Consider the following 24,579-nt stretch of genomic DNA (forward strand, 5'->3'; position numbering starts at 1 on the left):
AAAAATAACCTTGGGGGTAATCAACTCCGCGTCAACGCGGTTCCCGCGCACCAGCCTGCGACGCCGACGCGCCGGCCAACAGGGCGTTCGCCGCGATGTCATCGCTCTGCGTGGGAAAACGCAGGGCGCACGGCAGCGCCAGCATGATCAACACACCGGTGGCGATAAAGGTTTCGCTGATGGCGGCGGCACGCACGGCTTCATGCGCCAGCCCGCTGCCCGCCAACCGGAATTCGAGGTATAACGACGCCACCACAATCGCCAGCGACGACACCAGGCGGCGTGAAATGTTGTTCATGGCGGCGCCCTGTGTAACCAACGCTTCCGGCAGCACATTCAGCCCGGCGGTGGTGACCGGCATGTAGGACAAACCCAGCCCGACGCCGCGCAGTATCATCCAGCCGAACACGGCGACAATCGACGTCTGCGCGCCCGTCATACCTAATCCGATGGTCGCCAGCGCGGTCAGCGACACCCCGACGCCCACCACCCGTGCCGCGCCGTGCCGGTCAAGCAGGCTGCCGCCTACCTTGCCGAACAGGCTGGCGAACAGTGCGGTACACAACAGCGCCAGCCCGGTCCAAATCGCGCTGTAGCCCATCACCATCTGCACCAGCATCGGCAACAGCACCAGGCACTCAAACATCCCGACCGATTGCACCACCGCGATCACCACGCTCAGGCGATAGCCGTGCAGTTGGAAAATTCGCAGATTGAGCAGTGGTTCGCGCTTACGCAGTTCGATGCGGACAAACGCGGCCAGGCACACCGCGGCTGCCAGCAGCATCAGCAGATTGAACGGGTTTGCCAGCGCGGCGGCATGGTGTAATCGCCCGGCGCCGACCATCAGCAACCCGATACCGGCGGACACCAGCAGATAGCCGGTCATATCGAACGGTTTACGCTCGCCCGGCACGGTTTTCGGCAATACCGCCAGCCCCATCAACAGCGCCAGCGCGCCGATGGGAATGTTCATGGCGAACAACGCTCGCCAACTGAACCACTCCAGCAGCAACCCGCCGCACAACGGGCCTAGCGCCGGAGCCAGCATCACGATGGCGCCCCAGATGCCGGTAATACCGCCACGTTCCTGTTTGGGGTACACCGAGAAAATCAGCGTCAGCGACAGCGGGATCATCAATCCGCTGGCGATGCCCTGCACCGTGCGGGCGGCGATCACCAGCGAGATGGAATCCGCCAGCATCCCCAGCAGCGAACCGGTGATAAACAGCGCCACACCCAGCAGGTAAAGCGGTTTGTTACCCAGCCGGTGCCCGAGATAACCGGTCAACGGCATGGTCATGCCCATGCTGACCATGAACGCCGCCACGATCCAGGTGGCGAGCAACGGCCCGATGTGAAACACCTCGATAAACGCCGGCAGTGCCGGATTGAGCGAACTGTTATTCAGGCTGACCGTCGTGGTGCCGAGCAGTACATTGACCACCACCAGCCAGCGGGGAACGGCGCTACTCGACACGGCACACCGCTCCGGTTACGTCTACGTTCGTACCGTCCGCCGTGATAACCCCGTCGTCGATGAGGAAATACTGCTCAGGGCGAGGATGACACAGGAAATCGGCATGAGAAATGTTGTAGCCATAAGCGCCCGCCAGCGGTAACACCAGCAGATCGCCGATATTGACGTCGGTCAGGCGCTGGTCGCGGCTAAGCACGTCTTTCGGCGTGCAAAGCTGGCCGACTACCGTCCAGTCACGCGTCTCGCCGACCGTCGGTGCCGACGTCAGCGGCAGGTGGATCACCGGATGGTCGTGCCCTTGCGCCACCGGCAGGCGGAACTGATGGGTACCGCCGCGGCAGACCAGAAAATGCTTACCGTGGCTGCGTTTTTTATCCAGCACCTCGATGGCGTAATACCCACAGTAAGCGCTGATGAAACGCCCCGGTTCAAAACGGACAACCGGCACGTCCGGCTGTTGCGCCAGCCGCGTGCGCAGGTAATCGCACAGCGCCGGCCAGTCGAAACGCTCGGGCGTCAGATACGGCACGCCGATGCCGCCGCCCACGTTGAGGTGGGTGATAAGCTGCGGCTGCGCGGACAGCGCTTTCCATTGCGGCCAGCGCGTCAGGTACAAATCCAGCAGTTGTTGATGCCGCTCCACCACCATCTGGTGCGACATGGCATGTACGTGAAACCCTTTCAGTTGCAGATGACTGGCGTTATCCACGTCGCGCACCGCGTCCGGCAGGTCGGCTTCATCCATGCCGAACGGCGTCGGCGTGCCGGCCATCGCCAGCTTGCTGGTCAGCGACGACGCCAGTTCCGGGTTGATGCGGATGAACACCGGCTGGACCACACCATGCTGCTTCGCCCGCTGTTGCAGGCGGGCGATTTCATGGCGGCTCTCCACATGAATCGCTTCTACGCCTTGCTCCAGCGCCAGATCAAAGTCCGAATCCAGTTTGCCGGGCCCGGAGAACACAAATGGTTTCCGTGTCGCGCAACCGGCGACGCGGGCGATTTCGCCGCCCGACGAGATTTCAAACCCATGCACCAGCGGCGCGATCGCGTCCAGAATCGGTTTTTCACTGTTGGCTTTGATGGCGTAATAGAGTTCAACACCCTGCGGCAGCGCCGCCATCACCTCGCCGACATGCCGGCGCAGCGCGGTCAGGTCGTATACAAACGCCGCCAGCGGATCGACATGCTGCTGTTGCAGGCGAACAATGACGTCATGAACGGACTGGGGCAGCGTATTAGCCATGCTGCACCTCGCTGTGCCGTACTTCGACACGCTGAGCCTCACCGTGCGCTATCCCGTTGCCGTGTACTATTCCGCTGCCTATTATTCCGCTGCCGTGCTGTGCCTGCGCGGCATGGCTCCAGGGCGACGGCAGTTGGACATAGCTGGCCTGACGATCAGCCTCGGCCGCCAGTCGTACCTTGAGGTTGGTTTTGCACGCCACCGGCTGGCCGGCGATCAACGCGTCCAGCTCTGGTGCCGGTTGGCCCAGTTCCGCCCGAATAGCGCACAGTTGCTGGTGCACCCGCTGCCACATCAACGGCGCCAGGTGCGCCCGCCCGTGAGTCAGAGCTAAAATAGCTTCAGACAAGTGGTTAATAAACAGGCAATACATGATGCGATTCCAGCCCTGCTCACGCGAGTACAGCAGTGACTGGCGCACACGCGGATGGATATCATCGGGAATAGCACGGATGCCGAGATCGTCGGTCAGTTTCACCCCTTCGAAATCGCGCAGCAGCACCTGCTGCGGCCGCCCTTGTTGATGTACCAGCACACTGTTTTGCAGATGCGGCTCCATCACCACGCCGTGGTTGAAGAACAGCGACAACACCGGGCGCAGCAACTGCGTTTGGTAGTCGTCAAACCAGTACAGCAGCGCGTTGTCATCCAGCGCCTCGCCATACTGCGTGCGCAGGAAGGTTTGAATCATCGGCTGTAAATCCACGCCGCGGGCAAACAACGTACCGGCCATAATGCTGCGATCCGCACCGGTGCGGCGGCAGAAATTCTCACGCAGAATGCCGCCGGTCTGTTCGCGGAACCAGTGTTGGTCCGCCTCGCCGGCGGTAACCGGGCTCCAGCTCACCACGCCGGGTTCAGCGGCCGCCGCCAACCCGCCCAGCGTATCGGCGTGGTGCGCCAGCAACCGGCGGAACAGCCGGTCGATCAGCACCGTGCTTTCCAGCTCATACCAGGCGTTTTTGCGCACACAGTTAGTAATGCGCACGTTGAGCGAACCTTTGATGAAATAATCGTGATCGTCGATAAACCAGGTGCGAATGGACGCGGTAGGGCTGGCGACGCGTCCGCTTTGGCCCAGATCGCGGATGACGTTGTCACGCAGTAATTGCTGCACGCGCGCATCCTGCATAAACAGCTGCGCCTGCACCGGATGCATACAGATGATGGCGTGCCCCGGCGACGCGGGTTGCTGGTCGGCGAAGCCTTGCAGCACTTGCTGCGGCGTCAGGCCGTTGGCGCCGATGTGCAACCCGTCGATCGGCACTTCGAACTGGTGCAACGCCGCACGGGCCTGAAACTCAGGCGCCCACTGTTCCTGGCCGAGATGAGCCGGCCACAGGCGCGCCTTGGGCGCAGGATGGCTGGGGTGGCCGAACCACAATCCCTGCTCACTCTGCAAATAATGTTGCAACGGTGCGTCCGCACGCTGGCGGCTATTGTGACTGACGATGGCGCTGACCAGCCGCTGGCTCTGGAGAATCTGTTCGTACAGCTCCGGGTTTTTTCTCCCGGCGATATGCTCGCACGCCGCCAGCAGGCACGCGACCAGGCGCTCGAAACCGGGGCAATGCCAGTCGCCCTGCGCCTGACGCAAATAGACATCAGACAGGTAATGCTGGCTGCCGAAGGTGTCGCGGCGGTCCACCATAACAAACAGTTGCAGTGAATCGGGCAAACCGATCATCATCGGTATGCCCTTCCAGTCCGCGCCATCAAAATAGGCCCCCGGCGGGATCCCGTTCATTTCGTCTGGCCAGTCATATCGCACATACCCTTCCGGTATCGCGAACTCTTTGATAAGACAATTCAGTAACCCATGCAGGGCGGCTTTTTCGCTTATCATGGTGGACAAAACATCATGATTTCGGTTGTTCATCTCTACTCCGTAAGAATAACAATCGGCCGGCGGTTTATTTCGTGGCGAAGGTTAACTATCCTAATTAAATAACTGAAAGCAGCCCCGCCCTGCGGCGGGACTATTATCAAAAGTCAACGCTATAACCTAACGTCACGGTTCTTCCTCGACCGGTAAAGTAACGGTCATTATCTTCCACTGCACTTTGTGAATAATAAGTGACGTAATCCTTATTAAATAAATTCGCTACCGCCAGACTAACTTTTCCTTTATCTTGCGGCAATTTATACGCGACGGCAGCATCAAATAAGACATACCCATTAAAGTTTTTATCAGAATCATCCATTAGACGGTCAAATGCATAATTAGCCTGAATAAAGGAGGACCAATCCGGTGTCCAGTTAGCCGACCAACTGGCGGTCAGACGATCAGGAGGAATATTCAAACCATTCAGTTTCGTTTCCAGACTACCATCGCCATCCTCATCCGTCAGGCCGCGAATATGGGAATATCCAGTTTTAACACTATGGTGATCATTGACTTTATATTCCAGCGACGCTTCTATACCATCGATTCTGGTTTTCTGGCGTTTACTAATATAAACACCATTCACTCGATCAACAGACTCACCCAGTTTTGATGCAGAGCGATAATAACTGACTTCCAAATCAAATGGATCTTGCTGTAGGCGGAAACCGACTTCAACATTATTCGTGACAATCGGCTCCAGCAGCAGCATACCCACTGACTGATTTGCCCTGGTAATAGTTCGTAATGTCCGACCGAAGTCAGGCATACCAAATCCCTGAGAATAGCTGGTAAATAAACTTAACGGTTGGTATGGCGTCGTCCAGACTACACCTGCGTTATATAGCGTTTCATCAAAATCAACGACTCCACCTTGTACTGGGAAGCTCGTGTTATTCCTCGTTGCGACCGAACGATAACTATCGACATTTAATCTCGAGTATTCGTACCGAATACCGGTAGTAAATTTCAACGATTCAACCGGGTTGATATCCCACTGCATAAAAGGTGAAATATTGGTGTAATCAATCGATGGAACATAAGTCCGCCCGGTTCCCCAGAGATCTTGTTTACTACGATCTCGCATGGTATCGAAACCAACAGTGACTTTTAAATAGTCATCCCAAATATCGTCTTTAGTCAACGATACTTTGGTGCCATAACGATTGGAGAGTGAACGCGACTGGTCATATAACTGACCTAACGGTGCAATCGTTCTATCCTGAAACGTATCGGAATTCGTCGCCCCAAACAGGGCTTCATATTTCTGTACATAAGCCAGTGCATTCAGCTTCATGCCGGCAAGATTGTAATTATCGTACGTAAACGCTGTATTCCAGACACTATTAAATGGTGCATCACCATGAGGTCGGCCCGAAACAGACGCCGTGGGAATGCCCTGATTACGATTACCAGTCACGCTCAGGTAATCCATTTTCCCTTTGATATTATAACGATTAAGACTGAACTGAATGCGTTGGTCATTATCCAGCCAGTATCCCACCTTAGCTAATAAATCATAAGCGCGAGAATTCATCAGGTCGCCCTGAGTATTATCAACCCCAATCAGTCGGTTGTTACCATCCAGAAACATTCCCTGATCTTCATAGCTTAACGAAAACAGGTAATCCAGATAGTCCTCACGTCCACTAAAGCCATATGTCGTTTTATAGCTCAGAGTATCACTGTCCAGTTTGGATGTCGGCGAGGTAGTTTCCACGCTAAAATGCTGGTTGAACGAACCCGGTTCCGGTCGGCGGGTAATGATATTGATGACCCCGCCGGTCGCCCCCATACCATTACTGGCACTGGCGCCGTGGATCACTTCAATGCGTTCCACCATCGCGAAATCGATAGTCCTCATTTCACGCCCGGTGGGGCGCAACGGGTTAGACTGCGGAATACCATCCACTAAAACCAGTGGAGCACGGCCACGGAAGGTTTCACCGCTGCCGCTCATTTTCTGGCGCCCTGGCGCCATTGCCGGCAATAAGTTACTTAATATCTGGGAAGAGTCGCTGGTAATTTGGCGCTGTTGTTCGATCTGCTCTTTAGTAATGATCGTCACAACCTGGGGTGAATCTTTTTTCTCGGTATCCGTTCGGGATGCCGTCACCACCATTTCATTGTCATTCTTGTTTGTGCTATCTGCTGCGTTAGCCTGTGCAAATAAAAATAATGGCGTCAACGCATATAATGCCCGAACCTTCATTCCTGCAACCTCATTATTATTTTCCCAGTAAATAAATGCCGATGTTTCCACCAGCACATTGTGTTATTCATGTTTTCAGCCCTAAGCCGCACCGGAAATAAATCCGATAGCCTTTTATCGTTATTATTTCGCTATCAACATCACGGTGGGCGATATATCGCCTGATTACTGATGACGGATTTGCGCCACCGCTTCAATCAACGCCCGCTCGAATCGCGCCACGACACTGCGGCATTGATCTTCGGTAATAATCAGCGGCGGCAGCAACCTGACCACGTTGCCTTGTCGGCCGCCGCGCTCCAGCAATAGCCCCTGACGGAAACAGTGCTGTTGGATTGCCGCCGCCAGCTCAGCATCCAGCGGGTAGCCACCGCCGGCTTGTGCAGGCTGACGCTCATCAACGATTTCGATACCCAGCATCAGGCCGCGGCCGCGCACCTGCCCCAGGCAGGGGAAGCGCGTCTGCATCCGGGTAAATTGCTGTTTCAGCCACTCGCCGCGGGCGCTAGCCTGCGCCGCCAGCTTGTCGCGCAGCAAGATATCGATGGTGGCTTTCCCGGTCGCCATCGCCATCTGGTTGCCGCGGAACGTGCCGGTGTGAGTGCCCGGTTTCCAGACATCGAATTCGCGGCGAATACCCAGCACCGCCATCGGCAACCCGCCGCCTACCGCTTTCGACATCACGATGATGTCCGGCTCGATGCCGGCATGTTCGAAGGCAAACATGCTGCCGGTACGGGCAAATCCGGCTTGCACTTCATCCACAATCAACAGAATACCGTGACGACGCGTCACCTCGCGCAGCGTTCGCAGCCAACTGACCGGCGCCGGGTTGACGCCGCCCTCGCCCTGTACCGCTTCGACAATCACTGCGGCCGGCAGCGACATACCGCGCTCGACGTCTTCGATAAATGCGGTGAAATAGCGGCTGAGCGCCTCTACGCCGGCGTCGCCGCCAATCCCCAGCGGGCAGCGGTATTCATGGGGATAAGGCAGGAATTGAACGCCGGGCATCAGATTCTGCACCGCGTCTTTGGGGCCGACATTCCCGGTCACGGCCAGTGCGCCGTGCGTCATGCCGTGGTAACCGCCGGAGAAGCTGATGATACCGCCGCGGCCGGTATAGGTTTTCGCCAGTTTCAGCGCCGCTTCCACCGCATCCGCACCCGACGGGCCGCAAAATTGCAGGCAGTACTGGTTTTCACCACCGGGGAGCTGCGCCAGCAGCGTTTCACAGAAGGCGTCTTTTAACGGCGTGGTGAGATCCAGCGTATGCATCGGTAATCCGGATGCCAAAAACGCCTGAATACCGGCGACGATTTCAGGATGATTATGTCCCAGCGCCAGCGTACCCGCCCCGGCCAGGCAGTCCAGATATTGATTGCCATCCACATCCGTTACCCATACGCCTTGCGCTTGCTGGATGACCAGCGGCAGTTTGCGCGGATAACTGCGAACATTGGACTCAAACCATCCCTGTCGCTCCAGATAATCTGCATTGGTTCTGCCCTGCACACGCTCTGTCACCGCCAACTGTGTCTCTGACATCGTCCTCACCCCCTGTGATATTGATAATAACAACAATTATCATTAACAATAATGACGCTCAAGTGTTATTTAAATGACGATTTTAATAACCAAATCCTTACAAACATTGACAGAATGCTAACTAAACGCATATAGCCAGAGAACTTTTACTACGGAGTGACGTCAAAAAGCGGGAAAAAATCCGGCAGGATGAGAAATCATTTTTGTGATTAATCTCACAAAAAACCACTAAACAAAATTCATTTTTTGCCGCAGGGAGTTATCGCGCGAGAAAATAACGTGATTTGATGCGATAATGCGTTAAAAGTTGAGTATTTTGCGCCTTTTATCATAAAAGCATTACGTTATTCTGATGATAAAAAAGCCGATTTCCCCACAGGAAAACCGGCTTAACGGCAAACTGACCGACGTTCTTTCAACGCGACGGTGGTTCCGGTTCGAACAGCGGCAACGGTTTGCCGATGATATAACGGCGGCGTAAATGGGCGGATAACGCGTCCATCAGCATGACCACCACCACCAGAATCAGGGTAATGAACATCACCACATCCCAGTTCCATAACCGCATGTTCTCGGCATACACCAGCCCGATGCCGCCCGCGCCGACAAACCCCAGCACCGCGGCGGAACGCACGTTCGACTCCATTTGATACAGGCTGAGCGCCAGAAAGGTCGGGAATGATTGGGTGAAGATACCGAAACGGTGTTTTTGCAGGCTGTTGGCGCCGACGGCACTCAGCCCCCGGCTGGGGGAACGTTCCACCGCTTCGTGCCCTTCGGCGTATAGCTTGCCGAGCAGGCCGGCATCCTGCATTAGAATAGCCAGCGCGCCGGACAACGGCCCCATACCCACCGCCCGCACGAAGATTAACCCCCATATCGCCATGTCGATGCCGCGTAAAACATCCAACAACCGGCGTATCAGCAACGCCACCGGCCGCAGCACCGGCGCGTGCATCACGTTGCGGGCCGCCAGAAACGACAACGGCAGTGCAATCAGCGTTGCCGTTAACGTGCCGGCAAACACAATCGCGATGGTGATAAATACCTGCGACAGGTAATAACCGAATGGCCAATGGATAAAATCGTGCCACACGAACATGCGCAGGAAATAGCGTCCTAATTCACTGAAGCCGCGCAGCCACTGTTCGGTACTGATGCCGAAAAACACCAGAAACAGCAGATAGTAAAGCAGTGTGGCGGCGGCTATCAGCCCAATGCGCCAGAGATAGCGGCGTTGCTGGCTGAACAGCGCCGGGTGTTGTTGCTTGATGGCGGCGACAATGGCCGGCGCCGGTGGGGTCAGGTTCATTTGTCGCCCTCCACGACCTGCTGGCGTAACCATCCGGACAGCGCATCCAACATCGATACCACCACGATGATCAGCAACATGGTGATGCTGACCTGGTCGTAACGGTCCAGTTTAATATTGGTCATCAGTTCCTGACCGATGCCGCCGGCCCCCACCAGCCCAAGAATGGTGGACTGACGAAAGTTGATTTCCAGCCGCATAAAACTGTAGGACAACACTATCGGTTTGACCTGCGGCCACAACCCGAAGCGCATACGCTGTAATACGCCGGCACCGCAGGCGGCCAGCCCGCGTACCGGCCGTTCCGAGGCGGTTTCGATAGCCTCATAAAACAGTTTGGTCAGGCTGCCGATGGTGTGCAGCGCCAGCGCCAAAAAGCCCGGGATCACGCCGATGCCGAATGCCATCACAAACATCACCGCCCACGCCAGCTCCGGCATCGTGCGCAAGAACGCGACCAGCGCGCGAATGGTGAAACGCACGCCCGGCGGGCTGTGGGTATTGCCGGCGGCCAGAAAGCCCAAGACGACCGATGCCGCCACCGACAACACCGTAGCCGCCAGCGCCAGATTGAGCGTTTCCCAAATCAACGGTAATTGGATGGGCAGGCGGTATCCCCAATACGCCAGCGATCCTTCGGTATGGCCGTCGGCAAACAGCAGTCGCCAGTGCAATACCGGCAGCGTTTCGGCCAGGTAGTCGAAAAAGTGCGGGAATGAATCCCACAGGGTGTACAGGCTAAATTCAGACAGTTTGCCCGCACCGATATACAGCACCGCAAGCACCAACGCCCATATCAGCGATTCGCGCTTTTGCTGCGCTCGTACGCGCTGGTAATAGCGTTCAAAATCAGGGTTCAACATGCGTTTAGTCTGGATGAAGGAAAAGGATGATCGGTTGGCGTTTAGCGGGGCGAAAATTAGCAGGGCGAAAAAGAGGCATCCTGCCTGTGTTGCCGTCCGTCAAGATTGCGCCATTGTCACCGCCGGTTCAGCACGTCCGCCGCTGCGCCGTTAACCGTGCTTAAACCGTACTTAGCGGTTGCCTTTGGTCAGCTCACGCTTCATGGCGATAATGGTTTTGTAATCGTCTACCGTGGCCGGGCCTATATGCTGGTTGCCGCCGACGGCTTTCACAAAGCACGAGTGATCGTCTTTATCCAGCTTCTTCACCGCGGTAATCAGTTTGGCTTTAAATTCAGCGGGCAGCGCGTTGCTCACCAGAATCGGGCCGTTCGGGATCAACGGCGATTGCCAAATGATGCGAATTTGCTTCATCAGGTCCGGGTGGTCCATGCGGATCAGACGGCCGAACGCGCCGCTGGTATAGCCGGTGTTGTAGTCGCCAATCATCGATGCCCAGGTCACCGCGCCGTCGAACTGGCCGTTCAGCACGCCGAGGATGTCCTGCTCGTGGCCGCCGGAGAAGGTCACGCTGGAGAAAAAGTTGTTGTATTTGTTATCCGGGTTGCCGCCGAATTTTTCTTTAAACGCCTGATTCGGGATCAGGTAGCCGGAGGTGGAATCCGGATCGGCGAAACCGAACGCCTTGCCTTTCAGGTCTTCCAGCTTCTGGTAGGGGCTGTCGGCTTTGACGATCACCACCGAGTGATAGCCACGCGACTGGTCGGCGTCATCCACCACGATGCCGACCACATCCACCGCGTTGGGATCTTTGATATAGACCGACGCATAAGACGACGGCGACATGCTCAATACCAGATCAATCTTCTTCCCCAGCAGCCCCTGAATCACGCCGGCGTAATCGGATGAGTTACGCATTTGCGTATCCACATTCAGCTCTTTATCCAGAAACTGTTTGACGCACTGGTTATCGCCGATTTGCTGGGTAGCGTTCTGCCCGCCCAAAATGCCCAGATTCAGGGTTTGCGGTGTTTGTGCGGCGAATACGCTGGCGGGCACTACCGCACCGGCCAGCAAGGTGGTCAACGTAAAGGTTTTTTTCATCAGTTTGCCTATTTTGTCGTTATGCCAAGGTGATGTGATGGTCGAAAAAACGTCAATAATCGAAAAGTCGTCAATAACCGAAAAGCCGTGCGCCGACGTTGAGGAAATTAATGCACCGTCTGCAAATCATCGCCGTACAGGGTGCGCAACAGGCCGTCGGTCAGCGCCGACGGCGGGCCGTCAAACACAATGCGCCCCTGTGCGATGCCGATCGCCCGGGTGCAGTACGCTTTCACCAGTTCGACCGAGTGCAGGTTCACCACCACGGTGATGCCGTTGTCGCTCACCTGCCGCAACACGTCCATGATGCGACCGGTGTTTTTCGGGTCGAGCGAGGCGACGGGCTCGTCGGCCAGCAGGATTTTGGGGTTTTGCATCAACGCGCGGCAAATGGCGACGCGCTGCATCTGGCCGCCGGAGAGGTTTTCCGCCCGTTGCAGCGCCTGCGGCAGCAGGTTCATCCATTGCAGCAGCCCGATGGCGTGCGCCCGATCTTCATCGGAAAACAGCTTGAAGAAGGATTTCAGGGTGGAGGTTTGGCTCAGGCGGCCCAGCAGTACGTTGGTCAGCACATCCAGCCGCGGCACCAGGCAAAAATCCTGAAAGATCATGCCGCATTCGCTGCGCCACTGGCGCAACTGGCGACGGCTGAAACGCAGCACATCCAGCGCCTCGCCCTGCTCGCTATTATTTTGATCACGGTAACGCAGGATTTGCCCGTCGCTGGCCGGCACCGTGCCGTTCATCACGTGCAACAGGGTGGATTTCCCCGCCCCGGAGCGGCCAATCACCGCCACCATTTCACCGGCGTGCAAATCAAAATTAAGGTTATCCAGCACCCGCTTTTGCTGCCCGGCATAGGTTTTACACAGTTGCCGCACCGACAAAATCGGCGATGGCGATTGCGTCTGGGGTTGATAGGCGCGCAGTCGGGTAGCGCTTTCGGATGCCAACAGTGCCTGTGCCATGAATTTTCGTCATCGATTAGTCAACACTATGGATGTTATTAAGCGCAGCACAGATGAAAACTTGATGACAGCTTTGTGATTAAAAAATGAACTTGCCGGCGAGCCGCCGGCGGTAGAACGATGAGAAGCGCGCCGCCGCGCCCGGCCCGCGCTCAGATAACCGATGCCGGGATGGGTTACCGGTCGGCAGAGGCCGACGCCGTCGAGGCTTTGATAAAATCGATAAAAGCCCTGAGCGGCGTCGGGATCAGGCGATGACCCGGATAATACAGAAATGGCCCGGGGAAAACTTGCCACCAGGGCGCGAGTACCGGTTCCAGCTCGCCGTTTGCCAGATGTGGGCGCAGCCAGTCCTCAAACAGATAGATAATCCCGCCGCCCGCCACTGCGACATCGATAAGGAGGTCCGTCCCTCCGCCAATCTGCACCACCAGCGGCCCGGCCGGGTCAACGTGTATCACCTCGCCGTCGCGTTCAAACTCCCATAACGGCATCGTTCCGCTGGGGAAACGCCCGCGCAGACAAGCATGGGCGACCAGATCTCGCGGGTGCGCGGGGTGGCCATAACGAGCCAGATAAGCAGGAGACGCCGCTATCGCCAGGCGCTGTGAGCGCGGCCCAATCGGCACGGCGATCATATCCTGCTCCAGCCGTTCACCGTAACGAATACCGGCATCGCACCCTGCGGCCAGCACATCGACGAAGCTTTCTTCTACCACCACCTCAAGTTTGATATCCGGGTAAGCGGCAAGAAATGGAGCGACCAGGCCCGGCAACACCAGTCTGGCGGCGCTGACGGGGACATTCAGCTTCAGCGTTCCCGTCGGTCTGTCGCGAAAACCGTTCACCACATCAAGCGCATTCTCGACTTCCGTCAACGCCGGCACCAACCGCGCCAATAAACTTTGCCCGGCTTCCGTCGGCGCTACGCTACGCGTCGTACGATGCAGCAATCTAATCGCCAGTTGCGCTTCAAGACGCCGAACCGCCTCACTCAACCCTGACGCGCTGACGCCATTCGCCCGGGCGGCATCACGGAAACCGCCGGCACGCGCCACCGCCACGAACGCTTCCAGATCTTTTAAATCGACATGCATTTATTGTTCGCCATATTGCACAGCCCGTACTGATTGTACCGAATTATCGTTAATATCAACAATCGCTATAGTGTGGCCTCCCCACTCTGACGGAGAGAAAACATGTCAACCATCAATACATTCAATACCGTGACCCTTGGCAACTACACCCTCAATCGCCTGGGGTACGGGACAATGCAACTGGCCGGCCCCGGCGTCTTCGGCCCGCCGAAGGACAAAAACGCCGCACTGGCGGTGCTGCGCGAAGCGGTTGCATTAGGGGTGAACCACATCGATACCGCCGATTGCTACGGCCCTCATGTGACCAACGCATTGATCCGCGAAGCGCTGGCCCCTTATTCCGAGGACCTGGTGATTGCCACCAAGGTTGGCGTCGGGCGTGGTGAAGACGGTTCATGGTTCAACGCGTCGTCTCCCAAAGAGCTGACCCAGGCGGTGCACGATAACCTGCGTGATCTCGGGTTGGATGTGCTTGATGTAGTCAACTTCCGGGTGATGATCAACGCGCACTCGCCGGTGGAAGGGTCGATCGAAGCGCCGCTGACCACCCTGGCCGAGTTACAGCAGCAGGGGCTGATCCGCCATATTGGGCTGAGTAATGTCACGGCGTCGCAGGTGGCGCAGGGGCAAACCCTCTGCAACATCGTTTGCGTGCAAAACCACTACAATCTGGCGCACCGTAGCGATGATGAACTGATTGATACGCTGGCCGCGGCAGGTATCGCCTATGTGCCGTTTTTCCCGCTTGGCGGTTTCAATCCGTTACAGTCGTCTATTCTGTCCGATGAGGCCCAACGCCTTGGCATCACCCCCATGCAGTTAGCGCTGGCCTGGTTGCTGCGCCGTTCACCGAACATAGCGTTGATTCCCGGCACCTCATCCGTGAAGCACCTTCGGGAGAACCTCGAGGCGCTGACGCTCACGCTGCCGGAAGAGGTTATGACCACACTGAACCAGATAAGCCGGGCGTCGGCCGCGGTAGCCGACGACGAAACGGCAGGCAGCCGGTAATGCCCCACTCGCCATCGGCGTGATTTTTCATCAACAGACCTGGCCGCGCTAAAGCCGAATCCACATCCCATCGGCGGCGGCCTGCACGCCCTCCGGCAAGGTGTTTTGCATCAGCCAGGCATCGGTTTCATGGCTGAGGTGGGTCAGCCAGGTGTGTGCCGGCTGCAACCACTCACGCACGTGCAACACGGTATTCAAGTCGCTGTGGTTGAGCGGCGGTTTGTCGCGCGGCGGCTGGGTGCAGTCCATCACCATGTGGTCGAGCCGTTTGCCGCGCAGAAAATCCAGCGTGTCATCCGGCAGGCCGCAGGTGTCGGTCAGGTAAGCCACCGCGTGATTGTCCGCCTCCAGCAGGTAGCCAAAGGTCGGCCTGGAGTGCGTCAGCGGCAACGCCGTTACCTGCATTGCCCCCATCGTCATCGTTTGAAACGGCGTCATCGCCGGCTGAAAATCCAGCCGCCGCGGATGCTTGTACAGATCGTCGCAGCCTTGTTCATCCGGCGGGCCGAACACCGGAATACGGTCGCCGATGCCCCAGCGCAGCGAAAACAGCCCCTGCACATGGTCAACATGGTAGTGCGTCAGCAGAATGCGCCGAATCTCGTTGGCACCGAAGCGCTGCTCCAGTTGCGTCACACCGGCATCCAGCAAGGTCACCTCACCGCCGCACTGAATCAACAGGCTGCTCGGCCCGCGCCGAAAACGCGAGTCCCGCCGCGCGCGTTCGCAGGCGATACAGTCGCAACCGGTTAACGGCACCTGCTGCGCGTCGCCGGTGCCCATAAACATGAGTTTCATAGCATCAGTTCCATAGCATCACGTCCATTTTTCAGTCTCTCGTTTTTCCGCCGCCAGCAGGGCGTGAAACGCTTGTAGCGTCTGCGCCAGCGGCCCGTCGTTATCCAGCCGGCGGTATGCCGGCGGAACGGTCATCGCGGCAGCTCGCTGTAGCCGCTGCGCGATTTGCGTTTCATCTTCCCGCCCGCGCTGGCGTAACCGTTGCGCCAGCACCGCCGGCGACACTTGCAGGCACACCGGTAATAGACGATCGCCATAGCGCTGTTGTGCCTGCGAGTGCTGAGCGCGGGAACCGTTGACCACCACATCCAACCCGGCAGACAGCCACTGATCGATTTCGATACCGACGCCGTACCGATATTGGTGCGCCTGCCAGTGCAACGCGAACAGGCCGCACTCGCGGCGGTGGGTAAACTCCGCCTCACTCAGCGCCACATGATTTTCACCGCCGGCCTGCGCCGGGCGGGTAATGTAGCGGTGCGCCACCAGCAGGCGCGCCGGTTCCGCTTGCCGCAAGGCATTCAACAGCGCGTCTTTGCCGGAACCGGAAGCGCCGGTCAGCCAGATGAGCCGCGCCATCAGAACACCTGCCGCCCCTGCGCCCAGACATGCCGAATCCGCACCTGGTCGTGAGTGTGATGCGCCAGCACCAGATCGGCGCGTCGCCCAGCGGCAATCCGCCCGCGATCGCTTAACCCGACCGCCTGCGCCGGATTATCGCTGACCATCGCCACCGTCTGCGGCAGGGTAAACTCGTTACGCTGGTCGGCGGCAAGACGAAACGCCGCATCCAGCAAACTGGCGGGATAATAATCGGACGACAGAATATCCAGCAGACCATGCTCCGCCAGATAAGACGCCGCCACGTTGCCGGAGTGGGAGCCGCCGCGCACGATATTGGGTGCGCCCATCAGCACTTTCATGCCGCTGGCGTGCGACGCCTGCGCCGCCCTCTCGGTGGTGGGAAATTCGGCGATCACGCACCCTTGCGCCAGCGATTCCTGCACATGGGCGGCGGTAGCATCGTCATGGCTGGCCAGCGCGATGCCGCGTTCACGGCAGTGAGCGGCAATCACCAGCCGGTTCGGCGTTGACCAACGTTCAGACAACATGCGCTGTTCGGTTTCAAACGCGTCCATCTCCGCATCGTTCAGGTGGTATTTGCCCTGATAATACTCGCGGTATTTTTCCGGCGTGGCGAACTGCCGCTGCCCCGGCGAGTGGTCCATCAGCGACACCAACGCCACTTCCGGAATATCCATCAACGCTTCAAATAACGGCAGGGTGCTGTCGTGCGGTAATTCGCATCGCAGGTGCAGCAGATGCTGCGCCCGGTTCACCCCTTGCTGCTGGCTATACACTACGGCGTCAATCATGCGCCGCAGGTTATCGAGCCGGTGGCCGCCGTCGCGCACATCGCCTATCGCCACCGCATCCAACACCGTGGTGATACCACTGGAGACAATCAGCGCATCGTGGCTGCTCATCGCCGAATGGGCCGGCCAGTCGACTTTCGGGCGCGGCATAAAAAACTTGTCCAGATTGTCGGTGTGCAGTTCCACCAACCCCGGCAACAGCCAGCCGCCCTCGCCGTCCAGCGCCTGCGGCAATTGGCTGGGTGTGGAAGAAAACGCCTCGATCACGCCGTCTCGCCAGGCCAGCGACCCGCTGACCACTTCATCCGCCAGCACCAGTTGCACATTATTGATGATTCGGGTCGTCGCGCTCATAACGTGAGCTCCTGTGTAACGGGTGTCATGTGATGCAGCCGGCCTGCCACGCGGGCGCGTACCTCGGCATCGTGGAAAATACCGACTATCGCCGCGCCACGGGTACGCGCTTCTTCTATCAGCCCGACTACCGCTTCGCGGTTGGCGGCATCCAGCGAGGCGGTCGGCTCGTCCAGCAGCAGCAACGGATAATCGGCGATAAACCCACGAGCGATGTTGACCCGCTGTTGCTCGCCGCCGGAAAAAGTGGCGGGCGCCAGCGCCCATAACCGCCGAGGGACGTTGAGCCGAGTCAGCAGCTCGCCGGCGCGCGCTTCACATACCGCCCGGTCTTCACCGCGCTCCAGCAGCGGCTGCATCACCACCTCCAGCGTTGGAATACGCGGGATCACCCGCAGAAACTGGCTGACCCAGCCGATGGTGTCGCGCCGCACCGCCAGCACCTGCCGGGCCGGGGCCGTCGCCAGATCCACCCACGTATTACGATGACGCACCCACACCCGGCCGCTATCCGGCTGGTAATTGGCGTACAGCGAACGCAGCAGCGTGGACTTACCGCTGCCGGAATGGCCATGCAACACCACACACTCGCCCGCCGATACCGTCAGGCTGGCCTGATGCAACACCGGCAGCCGGGCGGCGTGCTGGTTATGCAGAACAAAGGTTTTACTCAGATTTTCCACCCGCAGAATGGTCATGGATGTGCCTTCGGTTGTCATAGTTCACCTCATCGCCGGTCGCGCTTATCCCAACACCGACGACACCAGCAGTTGGGTATAAGGATGATGGGGATCATCCAACACCCGGTCGGTCAGGCCGCTTTCCACCACCCGGCCTTCGCGCATCACCAGCAGCCGGTGCGCCAGCAAGCGCGCCACGCCGAGGTCATGGGTCACGATCACCACCGCCAGACCGAGGTCGCGCACCAGCGTGCGCAGCAGATCCAGCAACCGCGCCTGTACCGACACATCCAACCCGCCGGTCGGTTCATCCATGAACACCAGCTTCGGATGGGTGACCAGATTGCGGGCGATCTGCAACCGTTGCTGCATCCCGCCGGAAAAGGTGGTCGGCAGGTCGTCGAGCCGCGACAGCGGGATCTCCACATCCTGCAGCCACTGCCCGGCCTGACGGCGAATATCGCCGTAGTGACGCCCACCGACCGCCATCAGCCGTTCGCCGATGTTACCGCCCGCCGATACGCGGGGGCGTAGCCCGTCCAGCGGATGCTGGTGTACTACGCCCCATTCGGTGCGCAGCAGGCGGCGGCGATCGCTTTCGCTCATGGCGTACAGCGCGCACCCCTGATAATCAATCTGCCCGGCCTGCGGCGTCAGCCGGGCGGAAATCGCCTTCAGCAGTGTGGTTTTACCGGAGCCGGACTCGCCGACGATCCCCAGCACTTCACCGGGATAGAGATCGAACGACACCTCGCTGAAGCCCTTGCCGGGCGCGTACAGGTGGGTCAGATTGCGCACCTGCAATAGCGGTGTTTCATCGTCACCGCCGGTGGGGGTGCCCGGCACGATGCTCTGATCCACGTCGGCTTGATCAATGTGGTTCATGGTGCCCGGCCTCCTGACGCTCACGGCAATAATCGGTATCGGAACAGACGTACAGTCGGGTGCCCTGATCGTCCATCACCACCTCGTCGAGGTAGCTGTCGTGCGAACCGCACAGCGCGCAGGGCTGATCCCAGCGCTGAACGCTGAACGGGTGGTCGTCAAAATCGAGGCTTTCCACCTTGGTATAAGGCGGTAGCGCGTAAATGCGCTTCTCACGCCCGGCGCCGAACAGTTGCAGCGCCGGCATCTGGTGCATTTTCGGGTTGTCGAATTTCGGGATCGGCGACGGGTCCATAATGTAGCGACCGTTTACTTTCACCGGGTACGCGTAGGTGGTGGCGATATGGCCGAAGCGGGCGATGTCTTCATACAGTTTCACCTGCATGATGCCGTACTCCTCCAGCGCGTGCATTTTGCGTGTTTCGGTTTCACGTGGTTCGATAAAACGCAGCGGTTCGGGGATCGGCACCTGATAAATCAGGATCTGATCTTCACGCAGCGGCGTTTCCGGGATGCGGTGGCGGGTCTGAATCAGTGTCGCCTCCACCGTGCGTTCCGTGGTGGCCGCGCCGCTGACCCGCTGAAAGAAGCGGCGGATCGACACCGCGTTGGTGGTGTCGTCAGCCCCCTGATCGATGACTTTCAGCACATCGTCATCGCCGATCAGGCTGGCGGTGAGCTGGATGCCGCCGGTGCCCCAGCCGTAGGGCATCGGCATCTCCCGCCCGCCAAACGGCACCTGATAACCGGGGATCGCCACCGCTTTGAGGATGGCGCGCCGAATCGTGCGTTTACTCTGTTCGTCCAGATAACCGGGGTTATATCCGCTCAGCGTGTTCATCGCGCTCCTCCTGCGGTGACTGGCGTAACTGGCGCAGCAGCGCCAGCTCGGCCTGAAAGTCGACGTAATGCGGTAATTTAAGGTGAGAGACGAAACCGGCCGCCTCCACGTTGTCCGCGTGCGACAGCACAAACTCTTCGTCCTGCGCCGGGCTGTTGACCGGCTCCTGATAAGCCGGTGCTTGTAACGCCCGGTCTACCAGCGCCATCGCCATCGCCTTGCGCTCGGCACGGCCAAACACCAGCCCATAGCCGCGGGTAAAGTGCGGCGGCTCCGCCTCCGGTACGGTAAAACCGTTGACCATTTCGCATTCGGTCAACAGGATGTCGCCGATCTCCAGCGCAAACCCCAGCTCTTCCGGCTCGATTTCCACCGTGACGTAACCGGTACGGATCTCGCCGGCGAACGGATGGTTGCGGCCATAACCCCGCTGGGTGGAGTAGCCCAACGCCAGCAGAAAGCCTTCGTCGCCGCGCGCCAGCTGCTGCAACCGGGCGCTGCGCGGCATCGGATACGCCGGTGGATCGCGCGTGATATCCAGCGGTTCGTCGCCGTCATCCTGCTCGACCGCCGCCAGCCCCTCCGCCGTCATCATGGCGAACATATGCGGGCAGTGTTCCGCCAGCGGTTCCTCAGCCTTGGGCGCACGTGGTGTTTCACCTTCCGCCAGCAGCGTAAAATCCAGCAGCCGGTGGGTATAGTCATAGGTGGGCCCGAGCACCTGCCCGCCGGGTAAGTCTTTGTAGACCGCCGAGATACGCCGCTCCAGTTGCATCCGCCCGGTATCCAACGGCAGGCTGTCCGCCAGCCGGGGCAGCGTGGTGCGATAAGCGCGCAGCAAAAAGATCGCCTCGACCAGATCGCCGCTCGCCTGTTTGATCGCCAGCGCCGCCAGTTCCCGGTCGTAAATGCCGCCTTCGGTCATCACCCGGTCTACCGCCAGCCCCAATTGCTGTTCAATCTGCGCCGTCTGCACTTCGGCCAGTAGGGTATCGCCGCGCCGCAAATTCGCCTGTAACTGATGGGCGGCCTCAATGGCTTTCTCACCCCCTTTCACCGCGACATACATCAGCACACCTCCACATGCGTGGTACGCGGCAGCGCCATCAGCGCATTGCCGCAGGTAAACAGAAAATCCAACCCGGCGGGAAACGGGTGCGGGCGCTGTTCCAGATAATCCAGTACGCTGGCGGGCAACTGCGGCGCAATCATGCGCGCTTCGGCAATGCCCGGCCCCGTCAGGCGTAATGCGCGGCCGCCGCCCAGTGCGGGCAGTTCCAGTACCAGCGTGGTACTGTTTTCCGGCGCCATCTCATCGCCGGCGGCAAAACCATCCAGCGACAATTCCCGGCTGATCGGCAACAGCGCGAACGCCGCCGCTTCGCGCTCGACCAGTTTCACCCCGGTGTGAAAGCGCAGGTTGTCCAGCAACGCGGCTTGCGACAGCGCCGGGTCCAGCCACAGCGGTGTTTCGCGGTCCATCAGCGTCAAGACCACGGCGGTGGCGGAAGACGATAACCCCTCCCAGCCGTTGTCATGGTCCAGCGATACCACCACGCCCGGTTCGCTCATGGCTTTCAAAATGCGGCGAAAGGCGTACTGCGCATCGCGCCACGGATGGGAAAATCCGGCCAGTAACGTCATGCGTTATCTCCTCGCACCAACGTAAAGAAGTCGACTTTGCTGCTGGCTACTTCCCGCGCCCGTTGCTGACGCAACTCGTCATGGGTCGCGGCCAGCGGCACGATCAGCTGTTGATAGAGCGCGCTCTCCGTGCCCTGCTGTTGCAGTAACGCGTCGATCAATGCGCACAGTTCGGCATGGGGCTTGTTACGCCCGGTGACGTAGCTGTAACCGCACGTACCGTCATCCAGCCGGACAACGGCGCGGGTGACGGTGACATCCCCCAGCACGAAACGATTACCGGTCGCGCCCATCCGCGCCTGCAAGCGAGCCAGACCGATTTCCGGTGCGCGCAGCGACTGCCAGGCGGGCTGTAACCCCAGCGCCAGCCAGTGACGCCGCAGTTGCTCCGCATCGCTGTGCGCCAGTACCGACAGCCAACGCTGCCTTGTGGTTTGGGTGGTCATTCAGTGCTCCATGGTCAGTTCGATCATGTCGGCGCGCGCCAGGCTGACGGAGTACTCCGCCACCCGGCCGCTGCCGTCAGAAACATTGAGCGTGCGGATGCACATCAACGGGGTTTGCGGCGCCACTTCCAGCAACTGCGCTTCTTTCGCCTGCGATGCACGGGCACTGATGCGGGTTTGACGCCGCGTCAGCGATTGTTGTAATTCCTGAGCCAGAAAATCGTGCAACGACCCACTGGTGAATCGTTGCAGTGCGGGCCACCAGCCAAGCTCCGGCAGATAGTGGTCGATCAACGATACCGGCACGCCGTTGACGCGGCGCAATGTACGCAGGTGAATCACCTCATCACCCTCGTCCCGCCCCAGCGCCGCCGCCACTGACGCATTGGCCGGGCGCAACACCGCCAGCAGCCGCTCACTGGTGGGGTGGCTGCCCTGCTCCAGCAGGTTCTGGCTAAAACGAGTTTGCGCATGTAGCGGATAGTCATAAGGGCGCATCAGCACCAGAATGCCGACACCATGCCGACGCTGCACCAGCCCTTTATTGACCAGCTCGTCCACCGCCCGGCGCAGCGTATGGCGGTTGACGTCGTAACGCGCCGCCAGTTGCTGTTCGGACGGCAAATAATCGCCGCAGCGATAGACCGTACGCAGCTCCTCTTCCAGCCGGTCGGCAATAGCCTGATACACAGTGGTAGGATGTCTAGATAACCTATCCATAAAAAACTCCTGCTTGCAGGGTTCGACTCCGTATCCCGACTGGCATACGGATTTTGCTTAACCCCGACACCGAGCCGGAATGCAACCCACTATCGGCGTAGCTGACGTCTCAGTCAGGGAAATTGGGGGTTATGTTGACAACACTGTGTGACAGGCTGGCGAAGCGCGGATGACGATATGGTGAAGGAAAAAGGACAGGTGGTGCGGCAGGTTGATTTATTAATAGAAAGACGAGTGGTGAATGAGGAACGTTTATTCGCTCAGATTTGAGCTGATATGTTGTGGTTTAGGACTGTGTTTAATCTGGTGGGTGGCTTTGTGGCAGGAGCGGACATTTTTATCAAATTACGGGCTTAGTTTTAAAATAGGATTTTTACTCAATTATCAAGATTGCTTACCTTCTGCATATCAATAATTTTTATTAAATACTTAATTGGTAGAAGATGTGAAATGTAGATACCTTCTACCAAGTAGCATTAACTGATAAAAATTCACATTAGCCAGATAAGTATTCCAGCACAGCAGCAATTGCTGCATTACGCATCCGACGTGCTCTAACATCCCCTACATAATTAGCTTCCTTAAGTTTTTCCTCCGACGCATCTAGCACTTCACGTACAGTTTTTAGACCAAGCCCTGTCAATTTTTCTAATTGCCAAGGAGTTAGATCTAACACTGATGAAGGTTTACTTAGCTGTGTATTGAGCGCTAAAGTCATGCTTTCATCAGTTATAAGTTGTTCTTGGTCAGTTAATAATTTGAATGATGGATGATTTGAACCAAACTCAGTCATTCTTTTTGGTGTGAGCCCCTTAGTTATTTCGAATGCCGAATTAGTCGGGGACGATTCAAGAGCAAAAATGCACCCAAGATTAACGATATAACGCGTCCCTATCTCTGCACGAGTGGCCTTAATTCCTGTTGCATTTTCAATCACAATCCCCGTATAAGCAAGAACTCTCAACGCCTCTTTAATCTGCTCCGGAGCATCTCTGTGAATCCAAAAAAAAGCAGAAGTGGATTTTTCAGAGGATAGATATTGATCGTTTTTAGATTTAATGTCTGGTATAACTCTACTTTCTATAAACTCTCGCCCCCAATCTATTATTGGTCTGTGCCCCAAATATTTATCAGAAAGCATCGAATGTTCAGCCCATATGTCGGTTCTATAAAACTCACGAATGGTTTCATTTACCTGTGAAGCACTAATTTTGGGGCATTTTGCAATTGTTTTTAATAATAGTCTTGGATTGCCTGTGGAAGCATATGCTAACGTGGCAAAATTTTTCCCATGTTGAGCTATGTTAGCTAAAATACTGCTATCGGATTGTTTTTGTACAATTTCCCTCATGTTTTCTACATAGCCATCAGACAAAATGTCCCGATCAATGGTTAGCATAGTTGCATCATGTACTGGTTGAAACGTTTCACCATATGTTGTAACTCCGGGATAGACTGCGGCATTGCACGTCAAGCAATGCGATCGCAAATCTCTAAACATCGTAAAAAACTGTCGTTGTTGTTCGGGTAAGAATATATGTGCCGCTTCATCAAAAAGAAGGGCAAAGCGGTGGATATTTAATTCTTCGCTTAAATCTACTAAAGCATCTTTGAAATCATCGATACTAGGAAGTCCTTTTGTGCTTACCGGTGTTTGAGGTGATTTCCAGGAAGTTTCATAAGAATTAGCAATCTCTTCTACTTTTGTGTGTTTTATGTTGGTTGTAACTGTACCTCCTGCAAGTAAACCAATACTTTTAGGAACACAACCCAGTAATCCACTTTTCGTAAGGCTTCTTATAATTGCAGCGCAGATTCTTGCTAACATCCAATTTTTAAATTGTTCTGGATCAGATGAGTGAAGTAGCGAGCTTCTAACAAAACTTATATAAACGGGGAAAACACGATTTGTTTCAAAACTGTCCATCAATTCTTTTTGGGCAACGCGTAATAAAAAAGACTTACCAACACCCCTACTTCCTACCAGCACAACAGGGTTTCTATTTTTTAATGCATCAACAACTTGCCGATCTTTCGATGTTTCGACGAAATAGTCAAGGACTTCATCGGGTCTAATGTCTTCAGTGCGAAAGAAAAAATCAGTCATAA

Annotated in this window: 22 protein-coding genes; 1 reads left to right on the top strand and 21 read right to left on the bottom strand. The window is 57.3% G+C overall.

The window, feature by feature from the left end; genetic code table 11:
• Positions 1–31 precede the first annotated feature (31 nt).
• The 10 genes from FDP13_RS13895 to FDP13_RS13940 all read right to left on the bottom strand — a co-directional run bounded on the left by FDP13_RS13895 (position 32) and on the right by FDP13_RS13940 (position 13,715).
• Positions 32–1,480, bottom strand: a complete 1,449-nt coding sequence (locus tag FDP13_RS13895; RefSeq protein WP_143839678.1) for a DHA2 family efflux MFS transporter permease subunit — start codon at positions 1,478–1,480, stop codon at positions 32–34.
• Entirely contained in the window at positions 1,470–2,726 is a 1,257-nt protein-coding gene (locus FDP13_RS13900; RefSeq protein ID WP_143839679.1) for a type III PLP-dependent enzyme, read from the bottom strand. The genes FDP13_RS13895 and FDP13_RS13900 overlap by 11 nt, the downstream gene beginning before the upstream one ends.
• Positions 2,719–4,605: an IucA/IucC family siderophore biosynthesis protein gene (locus FDP13_RS13905; protein ID WP_143839680.1), complete on the bottom strand. Its 1,887-nt coding sequence runs from the start codon at positions 4,603–4,605 to the stop codon at positions 2,719–2,721. Before FDP13_RS13905 ends, FDP13_RS13900 begins: the two co-directional genes overlap by 8 nt.
• 106 nt (positions 4,606–4,711) lie before the next feature.
• Entirely contained in the window at positions 4,712–6,823 is a 2,112-nt protein-coding gene (locus FDP13_RS13910; RefSeq protein WP_143839709.1) for a TonB-dependent receptor, read from the bottom strand.
• A 165-nt stretch (positions 6,824–6,988) separates the two neighbouring features.
• A complete protein-coding gene (locus FDP13_RS13915) occupies positions 6,989–8,371 on the bottom strand; it encodes a diaminobutyrate--2-oxoglutarate transaminase (RefSeq protein ID WP_143839681.1) in 1,383 nt (460 codons plus the stop codon).
• A 415-nt stretch (positions 8,372–8,786) separates the two neighbouring features.
• Positions 8,787–9,683, bottom strand: a complete 897-nt coding sequence (gene phnE, locus FDP13_RS13920; RefSeq protein ID WP_033577245.1) for a phosphonate ABC transporter, permease protein PhnE — start codon at positions 9,681–9,683, stop codon at positions 8,787–8,789.
• A complete protein-coding gene (phnE, locus tag FDP13_RS13925; RefSeq protein WP_199886336.1) occupies positions 9,680–10,546 on the bottom strand; it encodes a phosphonate ABC transporter, permease protein PhnE in 867 nt (288 codons plus the stop codon). Before phnE (FDP13_RS13925) ends, phnE (FDP13_RS13920) begins: the two co-directional genes overlap by 4 nt.
• A gap of 171 nt (positions 10,547–10,717) precedes the next feature.
• A complete protein-coding gene (gene phnD, locus FDP13_RS13930) occupies positions 10,718–11,650 on the bottom strand; it encodes a phosphonate ABC transporter substrate-binding protein (RefSeq protein ID WP_143839682.1) in 933 nt (310 codons plus the stop codon).
• A 107-nt stretch (positions 11,651–11,757) separates the two neighbouring features.
• Positions 11,758–12,618 carry a phosphonate ABC transporter ATP-binding protein gene (gene phnC, locus FDP13_RS13935; RefSeq protein ID WP_143839683.1) on the bottom strand — a complete coding sequence of 287 codons (861 nt, stop codon included), beginning with the start codon at positions 12,616–12,618 and terminating at the stop codon, positions 11,758–11,760.
• A 176-nt stretch (positions 12,619–12,794) separates the two neighbouring features.
• On the bottom strand, positions 12,795–13,715 hold the full coding sequence (locus FDP13_RS13940; RefSeq protein WP_143839684.1) for a LysR family transcriptional regulator: 921 nt from the start codon (positions 13,713–13,715) through the stop codon (positions 12,795–12,797).
• Between the two features lie 102 nt (positions 13,716–13,817).
• Between FDP13_RS13940 and FDP13_RS13945 the strand changes: the two genes are divergently transcribed.
• The gene (locus FDP13_RS13945; protein ID WP_143839685.1) at positions 13,818–14,726 is read left to right on the top strand and encodes an aldo/keto reductase family oxidoreductase; all 909 of its coding nucleotides are present in this window, start codon (positions 13,818–13,820) and stop codon (positions 14,724–14,726) included.
• A 48-nt stretch (positions 14,727–14,774) separates the two neighbouring features.
• On the opposite strand, the gene phnP is transcribed toward FDP13_RS13945, so the two are convergent.
• The 11 genes from phnP to FDP13_RS14000 form a co-directional block, all read right to left on the bottom strand.
• The gene (gene phnP / locus FDP13_RS13950; protein WP_143839686.1) at positions 14,775–15,524 is read right to left on the bottom strand and encodes a phosphonate metabolism protein PhnP; all 750 of its coding nucleotides are present in this window, start codon (positions 15,522–15,524) and stop codon (positions 14,775–14,777) included.
• An 18-nt stretch (positions 15,525–15,542) separates the two neighbouring features.
• The gene (phnN, locus tag FDP13_RS13955) at positions 15,543–16,103 is read right to left on the bottom strand and encodes a ribose 1,5-bisphosphokinase (protein ID WP_143839687.1); all 561 of its coding nucleotides are present in this window, start codon (positions 16,101–16,103) and stop codon (positions 15,543–15,545) included.
• Positions 16,103–17,254: an alpha-D-ribose 1-methylphosphonate 5-triphosphate diphosphatase gene (phnM, locus tag FDP13_RS13960; protein ID WP_143839688.1), complete on the bottom strand. Its 1,152-nt coding sequence runs from the start codon at positions 17,252–17,254 to the stop codon at positions 16,103–16,105. The genes phnN and phnM overlap by 1 nt, the downstream gene beginning before the upstream one ends.
• Entirely contained in the window at positions 17,251–17,973 is a 723-nt protein-coding gene (phnL, locus tag FDP13_RS13965; RefSeq protein WP_027712499.1) for a phosphonate C-P lyase system protein PhnL, read from the bottom strand. Before phnL ends, phnM begins: the two co-directional genes overlap by 4 nt.
• Positions 17,974–17,997: 24 nt before the next feature.
• Positions 17,998–18,819: a phosphonate C-P lyase system protein PhnK gene (gene phnK, locus FDP13_RS13970; protein ID WP_234424411.1), complete on the bottom strand. Its 822-nt coding sequence runs from the start codon at positions 18,817–18,819 to the stop codon at positions 17,998–18,000.
• Positions 18,806–19,660: an alpha-D-ribose 1-methylphosphonate 5-phosphate C-P-lyase PhnJ gene (locus tag FDP13_RS13975; protein ID WP_033577252.1), complete on the bottom strand. Its 855-nt coding sequence runs from the start codon at positions 19,658–19,660 to the stop codon at positions 18,806–18,808. Before FDP13_RS13975 ends, phnK begins: the two co-directional genes overlap by 14 nt.
• Positions 19,638–20,729 (bottom strand): carbon-phosphorus lyase complex subunit PhnI, encoded by a 1,092-nt coding sequence (locus FDP13_RS13980; RefSeq protein WP_033577253.1) that lies wholly within the window; start codon positions 20,727–20,729, stop codon positions 19,638–19,640. Before FDP13_RS13980 ends, FDP13_RS13975 begins: the two co-directional genes overlap by 23 nt.
• Positions 20,729–21,304, bottom strand: coding sequence for a phosphonate C-P lyase system protein PhnH (gene phnH, locus FDP13_RS13985; protein ID WP_027712503.1), 576 nt, complete (start codon positions 21,302–21,304; stop codon positions 20,729–20,731). The genes FDP13_RS13980 and phnH overlap by 1 nt, the downstream gene beginning before the upstream one ends.
• Complete coding sequence (gene phnG, locus FDP13_RS13990) at positions 21,301–21,750, bottom strand: phosphonate C-P lyase system protein PhnG (protein WP_012770377.1); 450 nt, start codon at positions 21,748–21,750, stop codon at positions 21,301–21,303. Before phnG ends, phnH begins: the two co-directional genes overlap by 4 nt.
• The gene (gene phnF, locus FDP13_RS13995) at positions 21,751–22,470 is read right to left on the bottom strand and encodes a phosphonate metabolism transcriptional regulator PhnF (protein WP_012770378.1); all 720 of its coding nucleotides are present in this window, start codon (positions 22,468–22,470) and stop codon (positions 21,751–21,753) included.
• Positions 22,471–22,966: 496 nt separating this feature from the next.
• On the bottom strand, positions 22,967–24,577 hold the full coding sequence (locus FDP13_RS14000) for a hypothetical protein (protein ID WP_143839689.1): 1,611 nt from the start codon (positions 24,575–24,577) through the stop codon (positions 22,967–22,969).
• Between the last annotated feature and the right edge of the window lie 2 nt (positions 24,578–24,579).

Origin of the sequence: Dickeya sp. ws52 (assembly GCF_007210685.1) — a bacterium.
GTDB classification, from domain to species: domain Bacteria; phylum Pseudomonadota; class Gammaproteobacteria; order Enterobacterales; family Enterobacteriaceae; genus Dickeya; species Dickeya chrysanthemi.